The following is a 16,512-nucleotide window of genomic DNA, read 5'->3' as shown; positions in this document are numbered from 1 at the left end:
CGGCTCTTCGTGGCACGCGCGATTCACCGGTTCGCGGTGCCCATCATCTTGGGCTGGCTGGCGGTCGTCGTCGTACTCAACGTCGCGGTCCCACCGCTCGAGGCGGTTGCCGAACAGCACTCGATCTCGCTGGTCCCCAGGGACGCGCCCTCGTACCGGGCGACCAAGCACATCGGCACGGTGTTCCAGCAGGGAAACTCCGACAGTTCCGCGGTGATCGTCCTGGAGGGCGACCATCCCCTCGACGACGCCGCCCACACGTTCTACGACGGCCTGATCCGCAAGTTGCGCGCCGATCCGGAACACGTGCAGAGCATCCAGGACTTCTGGGGCGATTCGCTGACTGCCGCGGGCGCGCAAAGCACCGACGGCAGAGCCGCTTTGGTCCAGGTGAATCTCTCCGGCAACCAGGGCGAGTTGCGCGCCACCGAGTCGATCGAAGCGGTCCGCAAGGCCGTCGCCGATTCGCCGGCACCGCCGGGGATAACGGTCGGAATCACCGGGGTCTCGGCGTTCGCCGCGGATTTGAAACACAGCGGCGACGCGTCGATGCTCAAGCTGACGTTGACCACGGTCGTCGTGGTGTTGCTGATTCTGCTGCTCGTCTACCGCTCGATCGTCACGGTGCTCCTGCTGCTGGTCACGGTCGGCGTCGAACTGGCGACGGCGCGCGGAGTCGTCGCTCTCGTCGTGCATAACAGCACCATGGGACTGACCCCGTTTGCGGTCAGCCTGCTCACCTCGCTGGCCATCGCGGCGGGCACCGACTACGGGATATTCATCGTCGGGCGATACCAGGAAGCGCGGCAGTCCGGCGAGGACTCCGAAGCCGCCTTCTACACGATGTATCGCGGAACCGCGCACGTGATCATCGGTTCCGGTTTGACGATCGCCGGGGCGATCTTCTGCCTCGCGTTCGCCCGAATGCCGTCGTTCCAAACCCTGGGCGTGCCCTGCGGGGTGGGGATAGTGGTCACGACGGCGGTAGCGCTCACGCTGGGACCGGCGGTGCTCGCTGTCGGCAACCGTTTCGGCGTGTTCGAGCCCAAGCGACCGATCCAGGTTGGTCGATGGCGGCGAATCGGCACGGCGACCGTCCGCTGGCCCGCGCCGATTCTGGCCGCGACGCTGGCCGTCGCACTCGTCGGGCTACTCGCACTGCCGGGATACCGAGCCAGCTACGACGACCGCGCGTATCTGCCCGGAGCCATCCCGGCCAACCAGGGATTTGAAGCCGTCGCGCGGCATTTTTCGCAGGCACAGATGAAGCCCGAGGTCTTGATGATCGAGGCGGATCACGATATGCGAAATCCGGCCGATTTCCTGGTCCTGAACAAGCTGGCCAAGGCGATCCTTGCGGTGCCGGGAATTTGGCGGGTCAAAGCGATAACCCGGCCCAGTGGACTGCCACTGGAGCACGCCACCTTGCCATTTCAGATCAGCCTTCGAAATGCCGCGCTGCTGCAAACCATGAAGCAGCAGCAGGACCGCATGAAAGACCTGCTGGCGCAAGCCGATGACATCGCGAAAACGGTCGCCGTCACCCAGCGCCTGTATGACCTCATGCAACAGCTCGCCCACACGACGCATCAGCTCTCCGTCGCCACCCATGACACGGTGGCGATCACGGCGGAACTGCGCGACAACATTTCCGGGTTCGAGGACTTCTTCCGGCCGGTCCGCAGCTACTTCTACTGGGAGAAGCACTGCTTCGACATCCCCATCTGCTGGTCGGTGCGATCGCTGTTTGATTCGTTCGACGGTGTCGACGAGATCAGTGACGAACTCGCCGACCTGGCGGCGGACCTCGATCGCGTCGACGTGATCATGCCGCAGCTGAATGCCGAGTTGCCCGTGATGATTTCGACGATGCAGACGTTGCGAACCATGATGCTGACCATGCACAGCACCATGTCGGGAGTGCTCGCGCAGATGAACCAGCTGGGCGAGAACCCGACGGCCATGGGGCACGCTTTCGACACCGCCCGCAACGACGACACATTTTACCTGCCGCCCGCGGTCTTTGAAAACAAGGATTTTCAGCGGGCGATGAATGGCTTCCTCTCCCCGGACGGGCATGCGGCCCGATTTATCATCGAGCACAAAGAAGATCCCGCCACGGCCGCGGGCATCGCGAGGATCGAACCGATCCGGACGGCCGCCGAGGAGGCCCTCAAGACAACGCCAGAGGCAGGCGCCGGGATCTATCTGGCCGGAACCGCGGCAACGCTGAAAGATACGTCGGAGGGCGCCAAGTGGGATCTGCTGATCGCCGGCACCTCGTCGCTCTGCCTCATCTTCATCATCATGTTGGTCCTCACCCGGGCCTTTATCGCGGCTTCCGTCATCGTCGGTACGGTTGCGCTTTCGCTGGGCGCTTCCTTCGGACTATCGGTGCTGTTTTGGCAAAATCTGATGAGTTTCCCGTTGTACTGGCTCGTGGTCGTGACGTCCGTCATCGTTCTGCTGGCCGTCGGGTCGGATTACAACCTGCTGCTGGTCTCCCGCTTCAAAGAAGAGATCGGCGCCGGACTGAATACCGGCATCATCCGTTCGATGGGCGGCACCGGCAAGGTCGTGACGAATGCGGGCCTGGTGTTCGCCTTCACGATGGCGTCGATGATCGTCAGCGACCTGCGCGCCATCGGGCAGATCGGCACCACGATCGGTATCGGCTTGCTGTTCGACACGCTGCTCGTTCGCGCGTTGATGACACCGTCCATCGCGGCGCTGCTGGGACGCTGGTTCTGGTGGCCACTGAATGTGCGGACCCGACCCGCGAGCGCTCTGCTTCGAGCGGTTGGCTCCCGCTCCTCGGTCCGCGCCCTGGTGGGCGATCTCACACCAATGCCACAGGTAAATTCCATTGAGGAATACCTTTAGCTTCGCTAACGTTCTAACTACCAGCGCAATGTCGCGCAAACAGCCTTAACTTCTCAGCAATGCAAGGAAGTGTCGTGTCGACTCGTGAACAGCGGCTGGAACGCCGCATTGAGAATCTGACCGCTACCGACCCACAGTTCGCCGCCGCCAAGCCGGACCCGGCGGTCGTCGAGGCCCTCGAGCAGCCTGGACTGCAACTTCCGCAGATCATCCAGACCGTGCTCGAGGGTTACGGTGACCGCCCGGCCCTGGGACAGCGTGCCGTCGAATTCGTCGAAGACCCCAAAACCGGACGCACCGTGCTGGGGCTGCTGCCCCGCTACGACACCATCACCTACGGCGAGCTGCGCGAACGCGTCGACGAACTGGCCCGCGCCCTGACCAGCGACGGGCTGGCGCCGGGCGACCGGGTGGCGGCACTGGGCTTCAACAGCGTCGACTTCACCACCATCGACGTCGCTCTGGGAATGGTCGGCGCGGTGGGCGTTCCGCTGCAGACCAGCGCAGCGGTCACGCAGCTCACGCCGATCGTGACCGAGACCGAGCCCGCCGTCTTCGCGGCGAGCGTGAACCAGTTGTCCGACGCCGTCGAGCTGATCTTGAGCACCGACCACCGGCCCGGCAAGCTCATCGTGTTCGACTACCACCCCGAGGTCGACGACGAGCGCGGAGCGGTGCAAAGCGCCCAAGCGCGGTTGGCCGACACCGTGGTGACCGTCGAACCACTCGCTGACCTGCTGCAGCGCGGCAAGACCCTGCCCGCCACGCCGGCGGCGGCCGTCGACAACGACGAGCTTGCACTGCTGATCTATACCTCCGGCAGTACCGGCGCGCCCAAGGGCGCGATGTACCCCCGGCGCAACGTCGGCAAGATGTGGTGCCGGTCGGGTCGCAACTGGTTCGGTGAGACCGTCGCGTCGATCACCCTCAACTTCATGCCGATGAGCCACGTGATGGGCCGCGGCATCCTGTACGGCACGCTCGGCAACGGCGGCACGGCCTACTTCGCCGCCCGCAGCGATCTGTCGACGCTGTTGGAAGATCTCGAGCTGGTGCGGCCCACCGAGATGAACTTCGTGCCGCGCATCTGGGAGACGCTCTACAGCGAATACCAGCGCCGTGTCGACCGCGGCGGCAGCGTGGCCGACGTGATGAGCGAGCTCTCGCAGGGTCTGCTGGGCGGTCGGTTCATCTTCGCGATGACGGGCTCGGCGCCCACCTCCCCGGACCTGAAGGCGTGGGTGGAAGAGCTGCTCGACATGCACCTGCTCGATGGCTACGGCTCGACCGAGGCCGGGATGGTGCTGTTCGACGGCGAGGTACAGCGTCCGCCGGTGATCGACTACAAGCTGGTCGACGTGCCGGATCTGGGCTACTTCGCCACCGACCGGCCCTACCCGCGCGGTGAGCTGTTGCTCAAGACGGAGAACATGTTCCCCGGCTACTACAAGCGCCCGGAGACCACCGCCGGAGTGTTCGACCCGGACGGCTACTACCGCACCGGCGACGTCGTCGCCGAAATCGCACCTAACAAGGTGGTGTACGTCGACCGGCGCAACAACGTGCTCAAGCTGGCGCAGGGCGAGTTCGTCACCGTCGCCAAGCTGGAAGCGGTGTTCGGCAACAGCCCGCTGGTGCGTCAGATCTACGTCTACGGCAACAGCGCGCACCCCTACCTGTTGGCGGTGATCGTGCCCAGCGAGGAGGCGCTGTCACGGTTCGGCGCCGGCGAGCTCAAGGGACGCATCGCCGACTCGCTGCAGACGGTCGCGAAAGAGGCCGGCCTGCAGTCCTACGAGGTGCCGCGTGACTTCCTGATCGAGACCGAGCCGTTCACCCTGGAGAATGGTCTGCTGACCGGGATCCGCAAGCTGGCGTGGCCGAAGCTCAAGCAGCAGTACGGCGAGCGCCTGGAACAGCTCTACGCCGACCTGGCCGCGGGCCAGGCCAATGAGCTCAGCGAGCTACGCCGCAGCGGCGCCACCGCGCCGGTGCTGCAGACGGTGAGCCGGGCCGCGGCGGCCATGCTGGGCGCGGCCAGCACCGAGCTGACCCCCGATGCCCACTTCACCGATCTGGGTGGGGACTCGTTGTCGGCGTTGACCTTTGGCAACCTGCTGCACGAGATCTTCGAGGTCGACGTGCCGGTGGGCGTGATCGTCAGCCCGGCCAGCGACCTGGCCTCGATCGCGGCCTACATCGAAACCGAGCGCCAGGGCACCAAGCGGGCCACGTTCGCGGCGGTGCACGGGCTTTCGAGCAAGGACAGCGCGGGCGAGGTGCGCGCCAGTGACCTCACGCTGGACAAGTTCATCGACTCGGCGACGCTGGCCGCCGCACCGAACCTGCCGGCGCCGGCACCCGAGGTCCGCACCGTGCTGCTGACCGGAGCCACCGGATTCCTGGGCCGCTACCTCGCGCTGGACTGGCTAGAGCGGATGGATTTGGTCGACGGCAAGGTGATCGCCCTGGTACGGGCCAAGTCCGACGCGGATGCACGGGCCCGGCTGGACAAGACGTTCGGCGTCGGGTCTCCACAGGGCGACCCCAAGCTGGTGGCGCACTACCGGGAACTGGCGGCCGATCACCTCGAGGTGATCGCCGGAGACAAGGGCGAGGCCAACCTGGGCCTGGACGCGGCGACCTGGCAGCGGCTGGCCGACACCGTCGACCTGATCGTCGACCCGGCGGCGCTGGTCAACCACGTGCTGCCGTACAGCGAGCTGTTCGGCCCCAACGCGCTGGGCACCGCCGAGCTGATCCGAATCGCGTTGACCGGCAAGCAAAAGCCGTACACCTACGTGTCCACGATCGGGGTGGGAGACCAGATCAAGCCCGGGCAGTTCACCGAGGACGCCGACATCCGGCAGATCAGCGCGACCCGGCAGATCAACGACAGCTACGCCAACGGCTACGGCAACAGCAAGTGGGCCGGCGAGGTGTTGCTGCGCGAGGCCAACGACCTCTGTGGCCTGCCGGTGGCGGTGTTCCGCTGCGACATGATCCTGGCCGACACCACTTACGCAGGCCAGCTCAACGTGCCGGACATGTTCACCCGCACGATGCTGAGCCTGGTGGCCACCGGAATCGCGCCGGGCTCGTTCTACGAGCGCGACACCGACGGCAACCGGCAGCGGGCGCACTACGACGGCCTGCCCGTGGAGTTCATCGCCGAAGCCATCTCGACGCTGGGTGCGCAGAACCTGGACGGTAAGGCGAGCTTCCAGACCTACCACGTGATGAACCCGTACGACGACGGCATCGGGATGGACGAGTTCGTCGACTGGCTGATCTCCCCAACCGAGGGTGCCGGCAACGCGATCCAGCGGATCGACGATTACGGCGACTGGCTGGCGCGGTTCGAGACCGCCCTGCGTGGCCTGCCCGAAAAGCAGCGCAACGCTTCGCTGTTGCCGCTGCTGCACAACTACCAGAAGCCGGAGCACCCGATTCGTGGGTCGATGGCACCGACCGACCGGTTCCGTGCGGCCGTCCAGGACGCCAAAATTGGCCCCGACAAAGACATTCCGCACATCGGCGCGCCGATCATCGCCAAGTACATCAGCGACCTGCGCCTGCTCGGCCTGCTCTAAACGCCACATCAACCGACCGCCAGCCCGTTACGGGCCGGCGGTCGGTTGTGCGCGATGCCTTAGCTCTGAGGATGCGGCCAGCGCAGGTAATTCGCGCCGGCTGCGGGCGCGGCGCCGGCGCGTTGCCTGCGCCATCCGCCGGTCTTCGAGCCCTCGGGCGACTCCACCCGCGGGGTGGTCAGGGCGTCCGGCTCCACCTTACGGTGCGGCTCTTCCAACCCCGACATGTAGACGGGCTCGCCGGCCACCGGCGCCGCCGAACGCACCCGGGCGAGGGCTTCGATGTCACTGGCCAGTCGCACCGCCAGGCGCGCCAGCGCGATGCCGCCCACGAAGACGATCAAGGCGCCCAGGCCGGAGAAGTACGAAATCTCCAGCGCGGCGCGCTTGCGGTCCGTTGCGGCGATCGGATCTCCGGCAGATCCGATACCGAGCATCGGAGCGACCTCGCTGCCGATCACGAACCAGGCGCCGGCCAGCACGGCCAGCCAGCCGCCCACGATCGCGGTGGCCCGGTTCCCGGAAAATACGAGCAGCAAGCCGCCGAGCGCGGTGACGCCGCCGGGCAACACCTCGAGCCAGCCGCGAGCCGTGCTCCACGCCCACTCTCTGTCGGGTGTGTAGGCGAAATTGAAGTGCGGACCGACGAACGGTATCAACGCCCCCCAAGCACCCAGAACAATCAGGATCAACCCACAAACCGCCCCGCGCGAGCGTGGCATCCACAGCCTGCCCGGATGGCCGTCTTGTGCGTACTTCATTACATCCCCCTATTGACGCCGGACTACTTCAGCATCGCGTGGGTACCCTGCGGTTCACGGTTATAACCTCTGGTCGCCCCCACCAGAGGTCAGGCCGTGCCCGGTGTTTCTTGTGTTACGAAGCCAGGCCGAGTACCAGCAGCACGATCGAGATCAACGGGAAAACGCCCTGCGTCACGGCGGCCCTGGCCTTGTCGGGCGCCGACACCACCAGGACGACCGCGGCCGCGGCCATGGATCCGATCCCGGCGAAGACGAGCGCGGCCCCCACCGCCCGGTGTCCCATCGCGATCTCCGCGATCCCGATGCCGGCGACGATCGCCAGGAAAAGGTTGTAGAAGCCCTGATTGAAGGCCAGCAGCTTGGTGGTCTCGGCCTCCTCGGGCGTCGTACCGAAGGTCGCGCGGGTCCGGGCCGAGGTCCAGGTCAGCGACTCCATCGTGAAGATGTAGACGTGCAACAACGCCGCGAGCGCGGCGAATGCCAGTCCGGCGGTGATCATGACGCCTCCTATGCTGACGGTCGCGACCCTCTCGCCGGCAGGCCGCGCTCGCGATCGCTCCTACTCGAACAGCCCCGGTTGCAAGACCCCGGCCGGCGGTGTCATACCCAGATGGGTCCAGGCTTGCGCGGTGGCCACCCGGCCGCGCGGTGTCCGCGCGACCATCCCGGCGCGCACCAGGAACGGCTCGCACACCTCCTCGACGGTGGTCGCCTCTTCCCCGACCGCCACCGCGAGCGTCGAAACCCCGACCGGGCCGCCGCCGAAGCTGCGGGTCAGCGCCGACAGCACCGCCCGGTCCAGCCGGTCGAGCCCGAGCTCGTCGACGTCGTAGACCTCCAGCGCGGACTTGGCGACGTCGCGGGTGATCACCCCGTCGGCGCGCACCTCGGCGAAGTCCCGGACCCGGCGCAGCAGGCGGTTGGCGATCCGTGGCGTGCCGCGCGATCGTCGGGCGATCTCGGCACCGGCTTCGGCGCCCAGCTCGATGCCGAGGATCCCGGCCGAACGGGCCAGCACCCGCTCCAGATCGGCCGGCTCGTAGAAATCCATGTGCGCGGTGAAACCGAAGCGGTCCCGCAGTGGACCGGTCAGCGCGCCGGACCTGGTGGTCGCGCCGACCAGCGTGAACGGCGCCACCTCCAGCGGAATCGATGTCGCCCCAGGCCCTTTGCCCACCACGACGTCGACGCGGAAGTCCTCCATCGCGAGGTAGAGCATCTCCTCGGCCGGCCGCGCGATGCGATGAATCTCGTCGATGAACAAGACGTCGTGCTCGACCAGATTCGACAGCATCGCGGCCAGGTCGCCGGCGCGCTCCAGGGCCGGGCCCGAGGTCACCCGCAGCGAGGACCCGAGCTCGGCGGCGATGATCATCGCCAGCGACGTCTTACCCAACCCCGGCGGGCCGGACAGCAGAATGTGATCCGGTGTGCCGCCCCGGTTTTTGGCTCCCTCGAGGACCAGCTGCAGCTGTTCGCGGACCCGGGACTGGCCGATGAACTCGCGTAGCGAGCGGGGCCGCAGGCTGACGTCGATGTCGCCCTCTCCGACGGTCAGCGTCGGAGACAGGTCGCGATCCGCGTAGTTCTCGGAATCCTCGTCGCTCATTTGGCCTTACCCAGCAACGACAGCGCGGCCCGCAACGCGTCGGAAGTCGTTGCCTGCTCGCCTTTTTCGCGACTGGCCGCCAACACGCTGTCGGTGGCATCCTCGGCCTGCTTGACCGCGAAGCCCAGGCCGATCAGCGCCTCGACCACCGGGCCCCGCACCGCGTGGCCATTGAGACCCGCGCCCGCCGGTACCGCCGCGGGCGTACCGGCGGCATGGATCTTGTCGCGCAACTCGAGAACCATGCGCTCGGCGCCGCGCTTGCCGATGCCGGGCACCCGGGTCAGCGCGGCGACGTCGCCGTCGGAGAGCGCCTGGCGCAGCGCCGCGGCATCGTGCACGGCCAGGGTCGCCATCGCCAGCCGCGGCCCGACGCCGGACACCGACAGCAGCGTCAGGAACAGGTCGCGGGTCTCGTTGTCGACGAACCCGTACAGCGTCTGCGAATCCTCGCGAACGATCATCGCGGTGATCAGGCGGGCTTCGCTGCCGTGCCGCAGCGTGGCCAGCGTCGACGGCGTCGCGTTCACCCGGTAACCGACACCCGCGGCCTCGATCACCACATGATCGAGTGCCACCTCGAGCACCTCACCGCGCACCGAGGCGATCATCGGGCCGCCCCCGCCCTGGCGGCCTTGGCCTTGGCGGCCAACTTGGCGCGGTAGGCCTGGCGTGCCTCGGCGGCCATCGCCTCGGCCGCCGCCATCCGGGCCAGCATCGGCGCTCTCCAGCAATGGCAGATGGCCAGTGCCAGCGCGTCGGCCGCGTCGGCCGGCGTCGGTTTAGCTTGCAGCGCAAGGATTCTGGTGACCATCGCGGTGACCTGAGCCTTGTCGGCGGTGCCGTTGCCGGTGACCGCGGCCTTCACCTCGCTAGGCGTATGGAAGTGCACGTCGATATCGCGTTTGGCCGCCGCGAGCGCGATCACGCCACCGGCCTGCGCGGTGCCCATCACGGTCGACACATTGTGCTGGGCGAACACCCGCTCGATCGCGATGACGTCGGGGTGATGCGTATCCAGCCAATGCTCGACGGCGTCGCTGATGGCCAGCAGCCTTTTGGGCAGCGCGGCATCCGACGCGGTACGGACCACGTCGACATCCAGCGCGACGATGTTTCGGCCGCGCCCGCTTTCGACCACGGACAGCCCGCATCGGGTCAGTCCGGGGTCGACGCCCATCACGCGCATGGCATGCTCCAACTTCCACCGTGTGAAAATACTGTGCCCGAACAGCTGTTCGATAGCCTAGCGGTCGGTTCCCACCGCGCCGCATAGGACACGCGGCCCGGGAGCCGGCAAAAGCTGTTAACTTAAGCCCACGTTCGCTCCACCGCTGCGGCGACGGGAGGGTTTGCGTGGGAACAGTGCTGGTGGTGCTGGCCGCGGTGCTGTTCATCGCGTCCATCGTCGTGCTTGTCGTCGCTTTGCGGCGCCCCAAGGCAGCGGGTCAGCCGCGTGGGCGCCGTGATCCGCTGTCGTTCGACGCGATGCCGCAGTTCGGGCCCCGACAGCTCGGGCCCGGCGCCATCGTCAGCTATGGCGGCATCGACTACGTGGTCCGCGGGTCGGTGACGTTTCGCGAGGGGCCGTTCGTGTGGTGGGAGCACCTGCTGGAGGGCGCTGACCTGCCGACCTGGTTCGCCGTCGAATCCGACGACGGACGCCTCGAGCTCGTCATGTGGGTCACCCGCAAGGACATCACGTTGCAGCCCGGAGATCAGTACCTGGTCGACGGGATGGCGTTTCACGAGACGGAGCGCGGTCGCGCCTCGTACACGACCGAGGGCACGACCGGTCTGCCCGCCGGCGGCGAGATGGAGTTCGTCGACTGCGCCAACGCCGACCAGACCGCGCTGCTGTCCTTCGAGCGCTGGGCACCCGGTACGCCCTGGGAGATCTCGATGGGCAAGCCGGTGTCGCCGGGCGAGCTCACCGTCTACCCGGCGCCCCCGCCGGGTAGCCCGTAGGGCCCGCGGTGCCGCTCTATCAGCTCGCCGTAGCTCCGGCCGACGTGTCCGGGAGCAGGCTGCGGCTTGCCCTCAACGCGCCCGAACCCCCGCTGCTGGCCAGCCATTCGCTGCGACATCCCGACGGCGGCGCGCTGCGGCTCGCGGTGCTCGGCGCCTCGCATCTCGTCACGATCGAGCACGCCGCGGCCACCTTCTCCGAGCAGGTGTCCTGCACCGCCGACAGCGAGGCCGGCACGCTGCCGCAGCGCGCCGAAGCCTCCGGTTATGCGCTGGAATCGCGCACCACTACGCACGACGAAGCGACGTTTCGCCAATTGGCGCGCAAGCTGCGTGACCGATGCCGAGCCGAAACCGCTTGGCTCGGCGGCACTTTCCCCGGCGATGACGCCGCACTCACCGTGTTGGCCGCCGAACCCGACGGCACCGGCTGGCGCTGGCAGACGTGGCACCTGTACCCGCAGCGACCCCTGGTGTCCGGCGGCGTGGTGGTCCACACTGCGAGCCGGTGGCATCCGTGAGCCGCAAACACCTGTTCTGGCTTGCCGGCGGGCTGGCCGCGGCGGCGGTGGTGTCATTGGTGGTCGGAATCATCTTGCTGCAGAAGGACATTGCAGGCTATATCGCGAGCAACTACCGCGAGTACTCGCGCGACGCCAACGCAACGCGGTACCTGTGCAGCGGATCGCCCGATCAGGTCGCCGACGCGCTCGCCGACTATCAGGAACCCGAGGCGCGTGCGGACAACGACAACAACGAGTACCTGCGCTATAGCGACAACATCGTGACCGTCGGCCCAGATGGCAACCACCCGTGCAGCATTCGCGTCGAAAGCCTCGGTGCCGGATACAGCCACGGCTCCTACATCTTCCTCGGCCCCGGGTTCAGTCCCGGGTCCCCGTCGAGCGGCTCCGGCGGTAGCCCCGGCGGGCCGGGCGGAACCAAATAGCAAAGGAGACAACCGTGTACCTCGCCTTCGATATCGGAAACGTGGATCTCGACCCCGTCCTCAAGGGCGTCGTCGCGACGCTGTTGTACTTCGTCGTCGGCATGGCCGTCCTGCTGGTCGGCTTCTACATGGTCGACGCGTTGACCCCGGGCAAGCTGCGCCAGCTGGTGTTCATCGATCGCCGCCCCAACGCCGTCGTGGTCGCCTGCGCGATGTATGTCTCCCTCACCACCGTGATCGTCAGCTCTATCGTCAACAGCTACAGCCAATTGGGTCAGGGACTCGTCGGCGTGGCGGTGTACGGGATCATGGGTGTGATCCTGTTGGGAATTGCTTTGCTGACACTGCATCTGGTGATTCCGGGCAGTTTCCACGAGCATATCGACGAGCCCGAGCTGCATCCCGGGTCGTTCGCGGTCGCGCTGATGTTGTTGGCCGTCGGAGCAGTGACGGCCGCCGCGGTGTCATGACCACCACCCAGGAAGCCGCACGGTCCGCGGAGCCGTCGACCCGCTGGCGCGCCCTGCTGCTCGCCGCGGTCGCGGCCTGTGCGGCCTGCGGCATCATCTACGAACTGGCCCTGCTGACGCTGTCCGCCAGCCTCAACGGCGGCGGCATCGTCGCCACCTCAATGATCGTCGCGGGCTACATCGCCGCGCTGGGCGTGGGTGCGCTGATGGTCAAGCCGCTGCTGAGGCACGCGGGCATCGTCTTCGTCGCGGTCGAGGCGCTGCTGGGCATCATCGGCGGCCTGTCCGCCGCGGCGCTGTATGCGGTGTTCGCGTTCCTGGACGGCACGATCGGGTCGGCGTGGGTGCTGGCGCTCGGCACCGCGCTGATCGGCGGGCTGGTCGGCGCCGAGGTGCCGTTGCTGATGACGCTGCTGCAGCACGGGCGGGCCGGCACCGCCAGGAACACCGCAACCGATACCGGCCGCACGCTGGCCAACCTCAACGCGGCCGATTACCTGGGGGCATTGGTCGGCGGATTGGTCTGGCCGTTTGCCTTGCTGCCGCATCTCGGAATGATCCGCGGCGCCGCGGCCACCGGCGTCATCAATCTGGTCGCGGCGGCCATTGTGGCGATGTTCCTGCTGCGGCGGGTGATCTCCACCGCGCAGTTGGTGACCGCGCTGTGTGCACTCGCCGCCGCCCTCGGGCTGCTGGTCGTGCTGCTGGTGCACGCGCGCGACATCGAAACGACCAGCCGCCAAAGGCTTTACGCCGACCCGATCGTCGCCTACCGGCACACCGCCTACCAAGAGATCGTGGTCACCCGTCGCGACAACGACACCCGGCTGTATCTGGACGGTGGATTGCAGTTCTCCACCCGCGACGAATACCGCTACACCGAAAGCCTCGTCTACCCCGCGCTCGGCAAGGGCGCCCGCTCGGTGCTGGTCCTGGGCGGTGGCGACGGCCTGGCAGCACGAGAGTTATTGCGCCAGAACGGAATCAACAAGATCGTGCAGGTAGAGCTCGACCCCGCTGTGATCGAGATCGCCCGCACCACGCTGCACGACGCCAATGCCGGCGCGCTGGACAACCCGCGGGTTTCCGTCGTGATCGACGACGCGATGCGCTGGCTTCGGGCTCCCCATCCGGAACTGAGTCCGCCCGGGGGTTTCGACGCCGTGATCGTCGACCTGCCCGACCCGGACACCCCCGTTCTGGGCCGGCTGTACTCCACTGAGTTCTATGCCCTTGTCGCGCATGCGCTTTCGCCCAATGGGCTCGTTGTCGTCCAAGCCGGCAGCCCGTTCTCCACCCCGACCGCGTTCTGGCGCACGGTGTCGACGATGCGGTCGGCGGGGTATGCCGTCACGCCCTACCACGTGCATGTGCCGACGTTCGGTGACTGGGGCTTCGCGTTGGCACACCCCGCGCAGGCCGGTGCCGCCGCACCGGTGCCCACCATGCCCGCCGACGCGCCGCCGCTGCGTTACCTCAACCCCCAAGTGCTGCAGGCCGCAACGGTGTTCTCCGACGACATCGCACCGCGTCCGCTCGAACCGTCAACGCTGGACAACCCGCGCATCGTCGACGACATGCGGCACGGCTACGACTAATCAGTCCTCGTCGAGGGCGGCCAGCACCTCATCGGATAGATCGACGTTGGTCCAGACGTTCTGCACGTCGTCGCTCTCCTCCAAGGCGTCGACCAGCTTGAACACCTTGCGGGCGCCGTCGACGTCGACCGGCACACTGACCGACGGCTGGAAGCTGGCCTCAGCAGAGTCGTAGTCGATGCCGGCATCCTGCAGTGCGGTGCGCACCGCGACCAGGTCGGTCGGCTCGGAGATGACCTCGAAGCTCTCGCCGAGGTCGTTGACGTCCTCGGCGCCCGCCTCCAACACGGCCGTCAGCACGTCGTCCTCGGACAGGCCGTTCTTCTCCAGCGTGACGACGCCCTTGCGGGTGAACAGGTACGACACCGAGCCCGGGTCGGCCATGTTGCCGCCGTTGCGGGTCACCGCCACCCGGACCTCGCCGGCGGCGCGGTTGCGGTTGTCGGTGAGGCATTCGATCAGCACGGCCACGCCGTTGGGGCCGTAGCCCTCGTACATGATCGTCTGGTAATCGGCGCCACCGGCTTCCTCGCCGGCGCCCCGCTTGCGGGCCCGCTCGATGTTGTCGTTGGGCACCGAGGTCTTCTTCGCCTTCTGGATGGCGTCGTAGAGCGTCGGGTTGCCGGCGGGGTCACCACCGCCGGTACGGGCGGCGACCTCGATATTTTTGATCAGCCGGGCAAACTCCTTGCCACGGCGCGCGTCTTTGACGGCCTTCTGGTGCTTGGTGGTGGCCCACTTGGAATGGCCGCTCATCTGTGTGTTCTACCTCTTCTGTTACGTAAAGTTCGCCGACGAGTCTACGTGGACGACCGGAGCGGCTCGCCGGGCGACTCCCCTTCCGAATCAGGATCCCCAGACGTCACGGGAAAGGAGGGCGATGTCGGTTCGCGGAAGTGCTGTCGCATGCGATATCGCTTCTGCAGAACACCTCGTAGGACCCCGGCGGGTACAGATGTGACTGGTGTGGGTGGCTTGGCGTCGAGTGTGCGGTGACGGCTTCGAGTGTGCGGTGACGGTGAGAATTGCGGGCAATCGCCGCCCAGGATGCACATTCAACCCCCGCGTTTGACCGCGCGCGATTCGGGCGAACCTAACCTGGTGAATCAGCCCAAAGAGCCCGAGGACGCCAGACAGTCCACCGAAGAGCAGCGTCAGCAGCAGGAAAACCTCGAGCATCAGCACGACGACCCGGACGCGCCGGGTTTGCACCAGTCCCATGGCAACGTCGCCGACGAGAGCACGCGCTAGCTGCGGCCCCGCACCATGTCGACGAACAGCTGGTGGATGCGCCGGTCCCCCGTCATCTCGGGGTGAAACGCCGTCGCCAGCTTCTGCCCCTGCCGGACCGCTACGACGTGTCCCGCGGCCTCGGCCAGCACCTGCACGCCGTCGCCGACTCGCTCGACCCACGGCGCCCGGATGAACACCGCCCGCACCGGGCCGTTGAGGCCCGCGAACTCGACGTCGCCTTCGAACGAATCGACCTGACGCCCGAAAGCGTTGCGCCGCACCGTCATATCGATCGCGCGTAGCGGTAGCGCCTGGCGCCCGTTGGCGCCGGCATCGAGGATCTCGCTGGCCAGCATGATCATGCCGGCGCACGCGCCATAGGCGGCAAGCCCGTCGGCCAGCCGCGCCCGCAACGGCTCGAGCAGGTCGAGGTCTTGCAGCAGGTGGCTCATCGTGGTGGATTCACCGCCCGGGATGACCAGCCCGTCGATCGACTCGATCTCGCCGCGCCGGCGCACCGGAAGCGAGTCGGCCCCGGCATCGCGCAGCGCCGCCAGATGCTCCCTAGTGTCGCCCTGCAGCGCCAAAACGCCGATCCTCGGGCGGCTCACGACTGGTATCCCCGCTTGAAGCGGGTCAGCCCCTCCTGCATGACCGCCGCGACCATCTCGCCGGACTGGGTGAAGATCTTGCCCTGGCACAGCGCGCGGCCGCCGCTGGCCGACGGCGAGGACTGGTCGTAGAGCAGCCACTCGTCGGCCCGGAATGCCCGCATGAACCACATCGCGTGGTCCAGCGAGGCCACCTGCAGATGCTCGCGCACGTCGAGGTGGGTGACCTGCGCCGAACCCAGCAGCGTGAGGTCGCTCATGTAGGCGAGCGCGCAGATGTGCAGCACCGGGTCGTCGGGCAGCGGATCACGGTGACGGAACCACACCTGCTGCTGAGATGCCTTGCCGGGCAACAATTTCAAGCGATCGCGCGGCACGATGCAGACGTCCCACTCCTCGAACTGCTTGAATCCGGCATCGTCGAAGACCTTGATCGAGTCCAGCCCGGGCAGGCCGTCCGGCGGCGCCGCGAACGGCATCGCGTCCTGGTGGTGGATGCCTTCCTGATCGGTCTGGAAGGACGCCCCCATGCTGAAGATGATTTCCCCGTGCTGGATCGCGTTGACCCGACGGGTGGCAAAGGAGCCGCCGTCGCGGGTGCGCTCGACGATGAAAACCGTGCGCTCTTTGGCGTCCCCGGGCCGCAGGAAATAGCCGTGCAGCGAGTGCACCTGATAGCGCGGGTCGACGGTGCGCACCGCCGAGACCAGTGACTGGCCGGCGACATGGCCGCCGAAGGTGCGCTGCAAAAATCCGGACTCCGGGCTGAACACGCTGCCCCGGTAGATGTTGACCTCGAGTTGCTCGAGATCAAGGATCTCTTCGATAGCCACC

General features: G+C 67.1%; 16 protein-coding genes. 8 read left to right on the top strand and 8 right to left on the bottom strand.

Features of this window, described 5'->3' with window-relative positions:
- Positions 1-9 precede the first annotated feature (9 nt).
- Positions 10-2,883, top strand: a complete 2,874-nt coding sequence (locus tag SKC41_RS25370; protein ID WP_330980438.1) for an MMPL/RND family transporter — start codon at positions 10-12, stop codon at positions 2,881-2,883.
- Between the two features lie 59 nt (positions 2,884-2,942).
- Positions 2,943-6,476 (top strand): carboxylic acid reductase, encoded by a 3,534-nt coding sequence (gene car, locus SKC41_RS25365; RefSeq protein WP_330980437.1) that lies wholly within the window; start codon positions 2,943-2,945, stop codon positions 6,474-6,476.
- Between the two features lie 59 nt (positions 6,477-6,535).
- On the opposite strand, the gene SKC41_RS25360 is transcribed toward car, so the two are convergent.
- The 5 genes from SKC41_RS25360 to ruvC form a co-directional block, all read right to left on the bottom strand.
- Positions 6,536-7,237, bottom strand: a complete 702-nt coding sequence (locus SKC41_RS25360) for a hypothetical protein (RefSeq protein ID WP_330980436.1) — start codon at positions 7,235-7,237, stop codon at positions 6,536-6,538.
- 115 nt (positions 7,238-7,352) lie between these two features.
- Positions 7,353-7,739: a DUF1304 domain-containing protein gene (locus SKC41_RS25355; protein ID WP_330980435.1), complete on the bottom strand. Its 387-nt coding sequence runs from the start codon at positions 7,737-7,739 to the stop codon at positions 7,353-7,355.
- Between the two features lie 60 nt (positions 7,740-7,799).
- Positions 7,800-8,849, bottom strand: a complete 1,050-nt coding sequence (gene ruvB, locus SKC41_RS25350) for a Holliday junction branch migration DNA helicase RuvB (protein WP_330980434.1) — start codon at positions 8,847-8,849, stop codon at positions 7,800-7,802.
- Positions 8,846-9,460 carry a Holliday junction branch migration protein RuvA gene (gene ruvA / locus SKC41_RS25345; RefSeq protein ID WP_330980433.1) on the bottom strand — a complete coding sequence of 205 codons (615 nt, stop codon included), beginning with the start codon at positions 9,458-9,460 and terminating at the stop codon, positions 8,846-8,848. Before ruvA ends, ruvB begins: the two co-directional genes overlap by 4 nt.
- Positions 9,457-10,038, bottom strand: a complete 582-nt coding sequence (ruvC, locus tag SKC41_RS25340; protein WP_330980432.1) for a crossover junction endodeoxyribonuclease RuvC — start codon at positions 10,036-10,038, stop codon at positions 9,457-9,459. The genes ruvA and ruvC overlap by 4 nt, the downstream gene beginning before the upstream one ends.
- A 167-nt stretch (positions 10,039-10,205) precedes the next feature.
- On the opposite strand from ruvC, the gene SKC41_RS25335 reads away from it, so the two are divergent.
- The 5 genes from SKC41_RS25335 to SKC41_RS25315 are packed head-to-tail and all read left to right on the top strand — an operon-like array spanning position 10,206 to position 13,834.
- Entirely contained in the window at positions 10,206-10,817 is a 612-nt protein-coding gene (locus SKC41_RS25335; RefSeq protein WP_330980431.1) for a DUF4178 domain-containing protein, read from the top strand.
- A gap of 8 nt (positions 10,818-10,825) precedes the next feature.
- On the top strand, positions 10,826-11,338 hold the full coding sequence (locus tag SKC41_RS25330; RefSeq protein WP_330980430.1) for a DUF2617 family protein: 513 nt from the start codon (positions 10,826-10,828) through the stop codon (positions 11,336-11,338).
- Positions 11,335-11,766, top strand: a complete 432-nt coding sequence (locus tag SKC41_RS25325; RefSeq protein ID WP_330980610.1) for a DUF4247 domain-containing protein — start codon at positions 11,335-11,337, stop codon at positions 11,764-11,766. The genes SKC41_RS25330 and SKC41_RS25325 overlap by 4 nt, the downstream gene beginning before the upstream one ends.
- A 14-nt stretch (positions 11,767-11,780) precedes the next feature.
- Positions 11,781-12,236, top strand: coding sequence for a DUF350 domain-containing protein (locus SKC41_RS25320; protein ID WP_330980429.1), 456 nt, complete (start codon positions 11,781-11,783; stop codon positions 12,234-12,236).
- Positions 12,233-13,834, top strand: coding sequence for a polyamine aminopropyltransferase (locus SKC41_RS25315; RefSeq protein ID WP_330980428.1), 1,602 nt, complete (start codon positions 12,233-12,235; stop codon positions 13,832-13,834). The genes SKC41_RS25320 and SKC41_RS25315 overlap by 4 nt, the downstream gene beginning before the upstream one ends.
- Here the strand turns inward: SKC41_RS25315 and SKC41_RS25310 are convergent, their stop codons facing one another.
- Positions 13,835-14,590, bottom strand: coding sequence for a YebC/PmpR family DNA-binding transcriptional regulator (locus SKC41_RS25310; RefSeq protein ID WP_330980427.1), 756 nt, complete (start codon positions 14,588-14,590; stop codon positions 13,835-13,837).
- 345 nt (positions 14,591-14,935) lie between these two features.
- Here SKC41_RS25310 and SKC41_RS25305 point away from each other — a divergent pair, with 345 nt between their 5' ends.
- A complete protein-coding gene (locus SKC41_RS25305) occupies positions 14,936-15,085 on the top strand; it encodes a hypothetical protein (protein ID WP_330980426.1) in 150 nt (49 codons plus the stop codon).
- On the opposite strand, the gene pdxT is transcribed toward SKC41_RS25305, so the two are convergent.
- Entirely contained in the window at positions 15,082-15,678 is a 597-nt protein-coding gene (gene pdxT, locus SKC41_RS25300) for a pyridoxal 5'-phosphate synthase glutaminase subunit PdxT (RefSeq protein WP_330980425.1), read from the bottom strand. The two genes, SKC41_RS25305 and pdxT, sit on opposite strands and share 4 nt — an antisense overlap.
- On the bottom strand, positions 15,675-16,511 hold the full coding sequence (gene tesB / locus SKC41_RS25295) for an acyl-CoA thioesterase II (protein ID WP_330980424.1): 837 nt from the start codon (positions 16,509-16,511) through the stop codon (positions 15,675-15,677). Before tesB ends, pdxT begins: the two co-directional genes overlap by 4 nt.
- Between the last annotated feature and the right edge of the window lies 1 nt (position 16,512).

Source organism: Mycobacterium sp. 050128 (assembly GCF_036409155.1).
GTDB lineage: Bacteria > Actinomycetota > Actinomycetes > Mycobacteriales > Mycobacteriaceae > Mycobacterium.
Note: the sequence above shows the minus strand (reverse complement) of the source record. Positions and strands in the feature narration are given on the sequence as shown.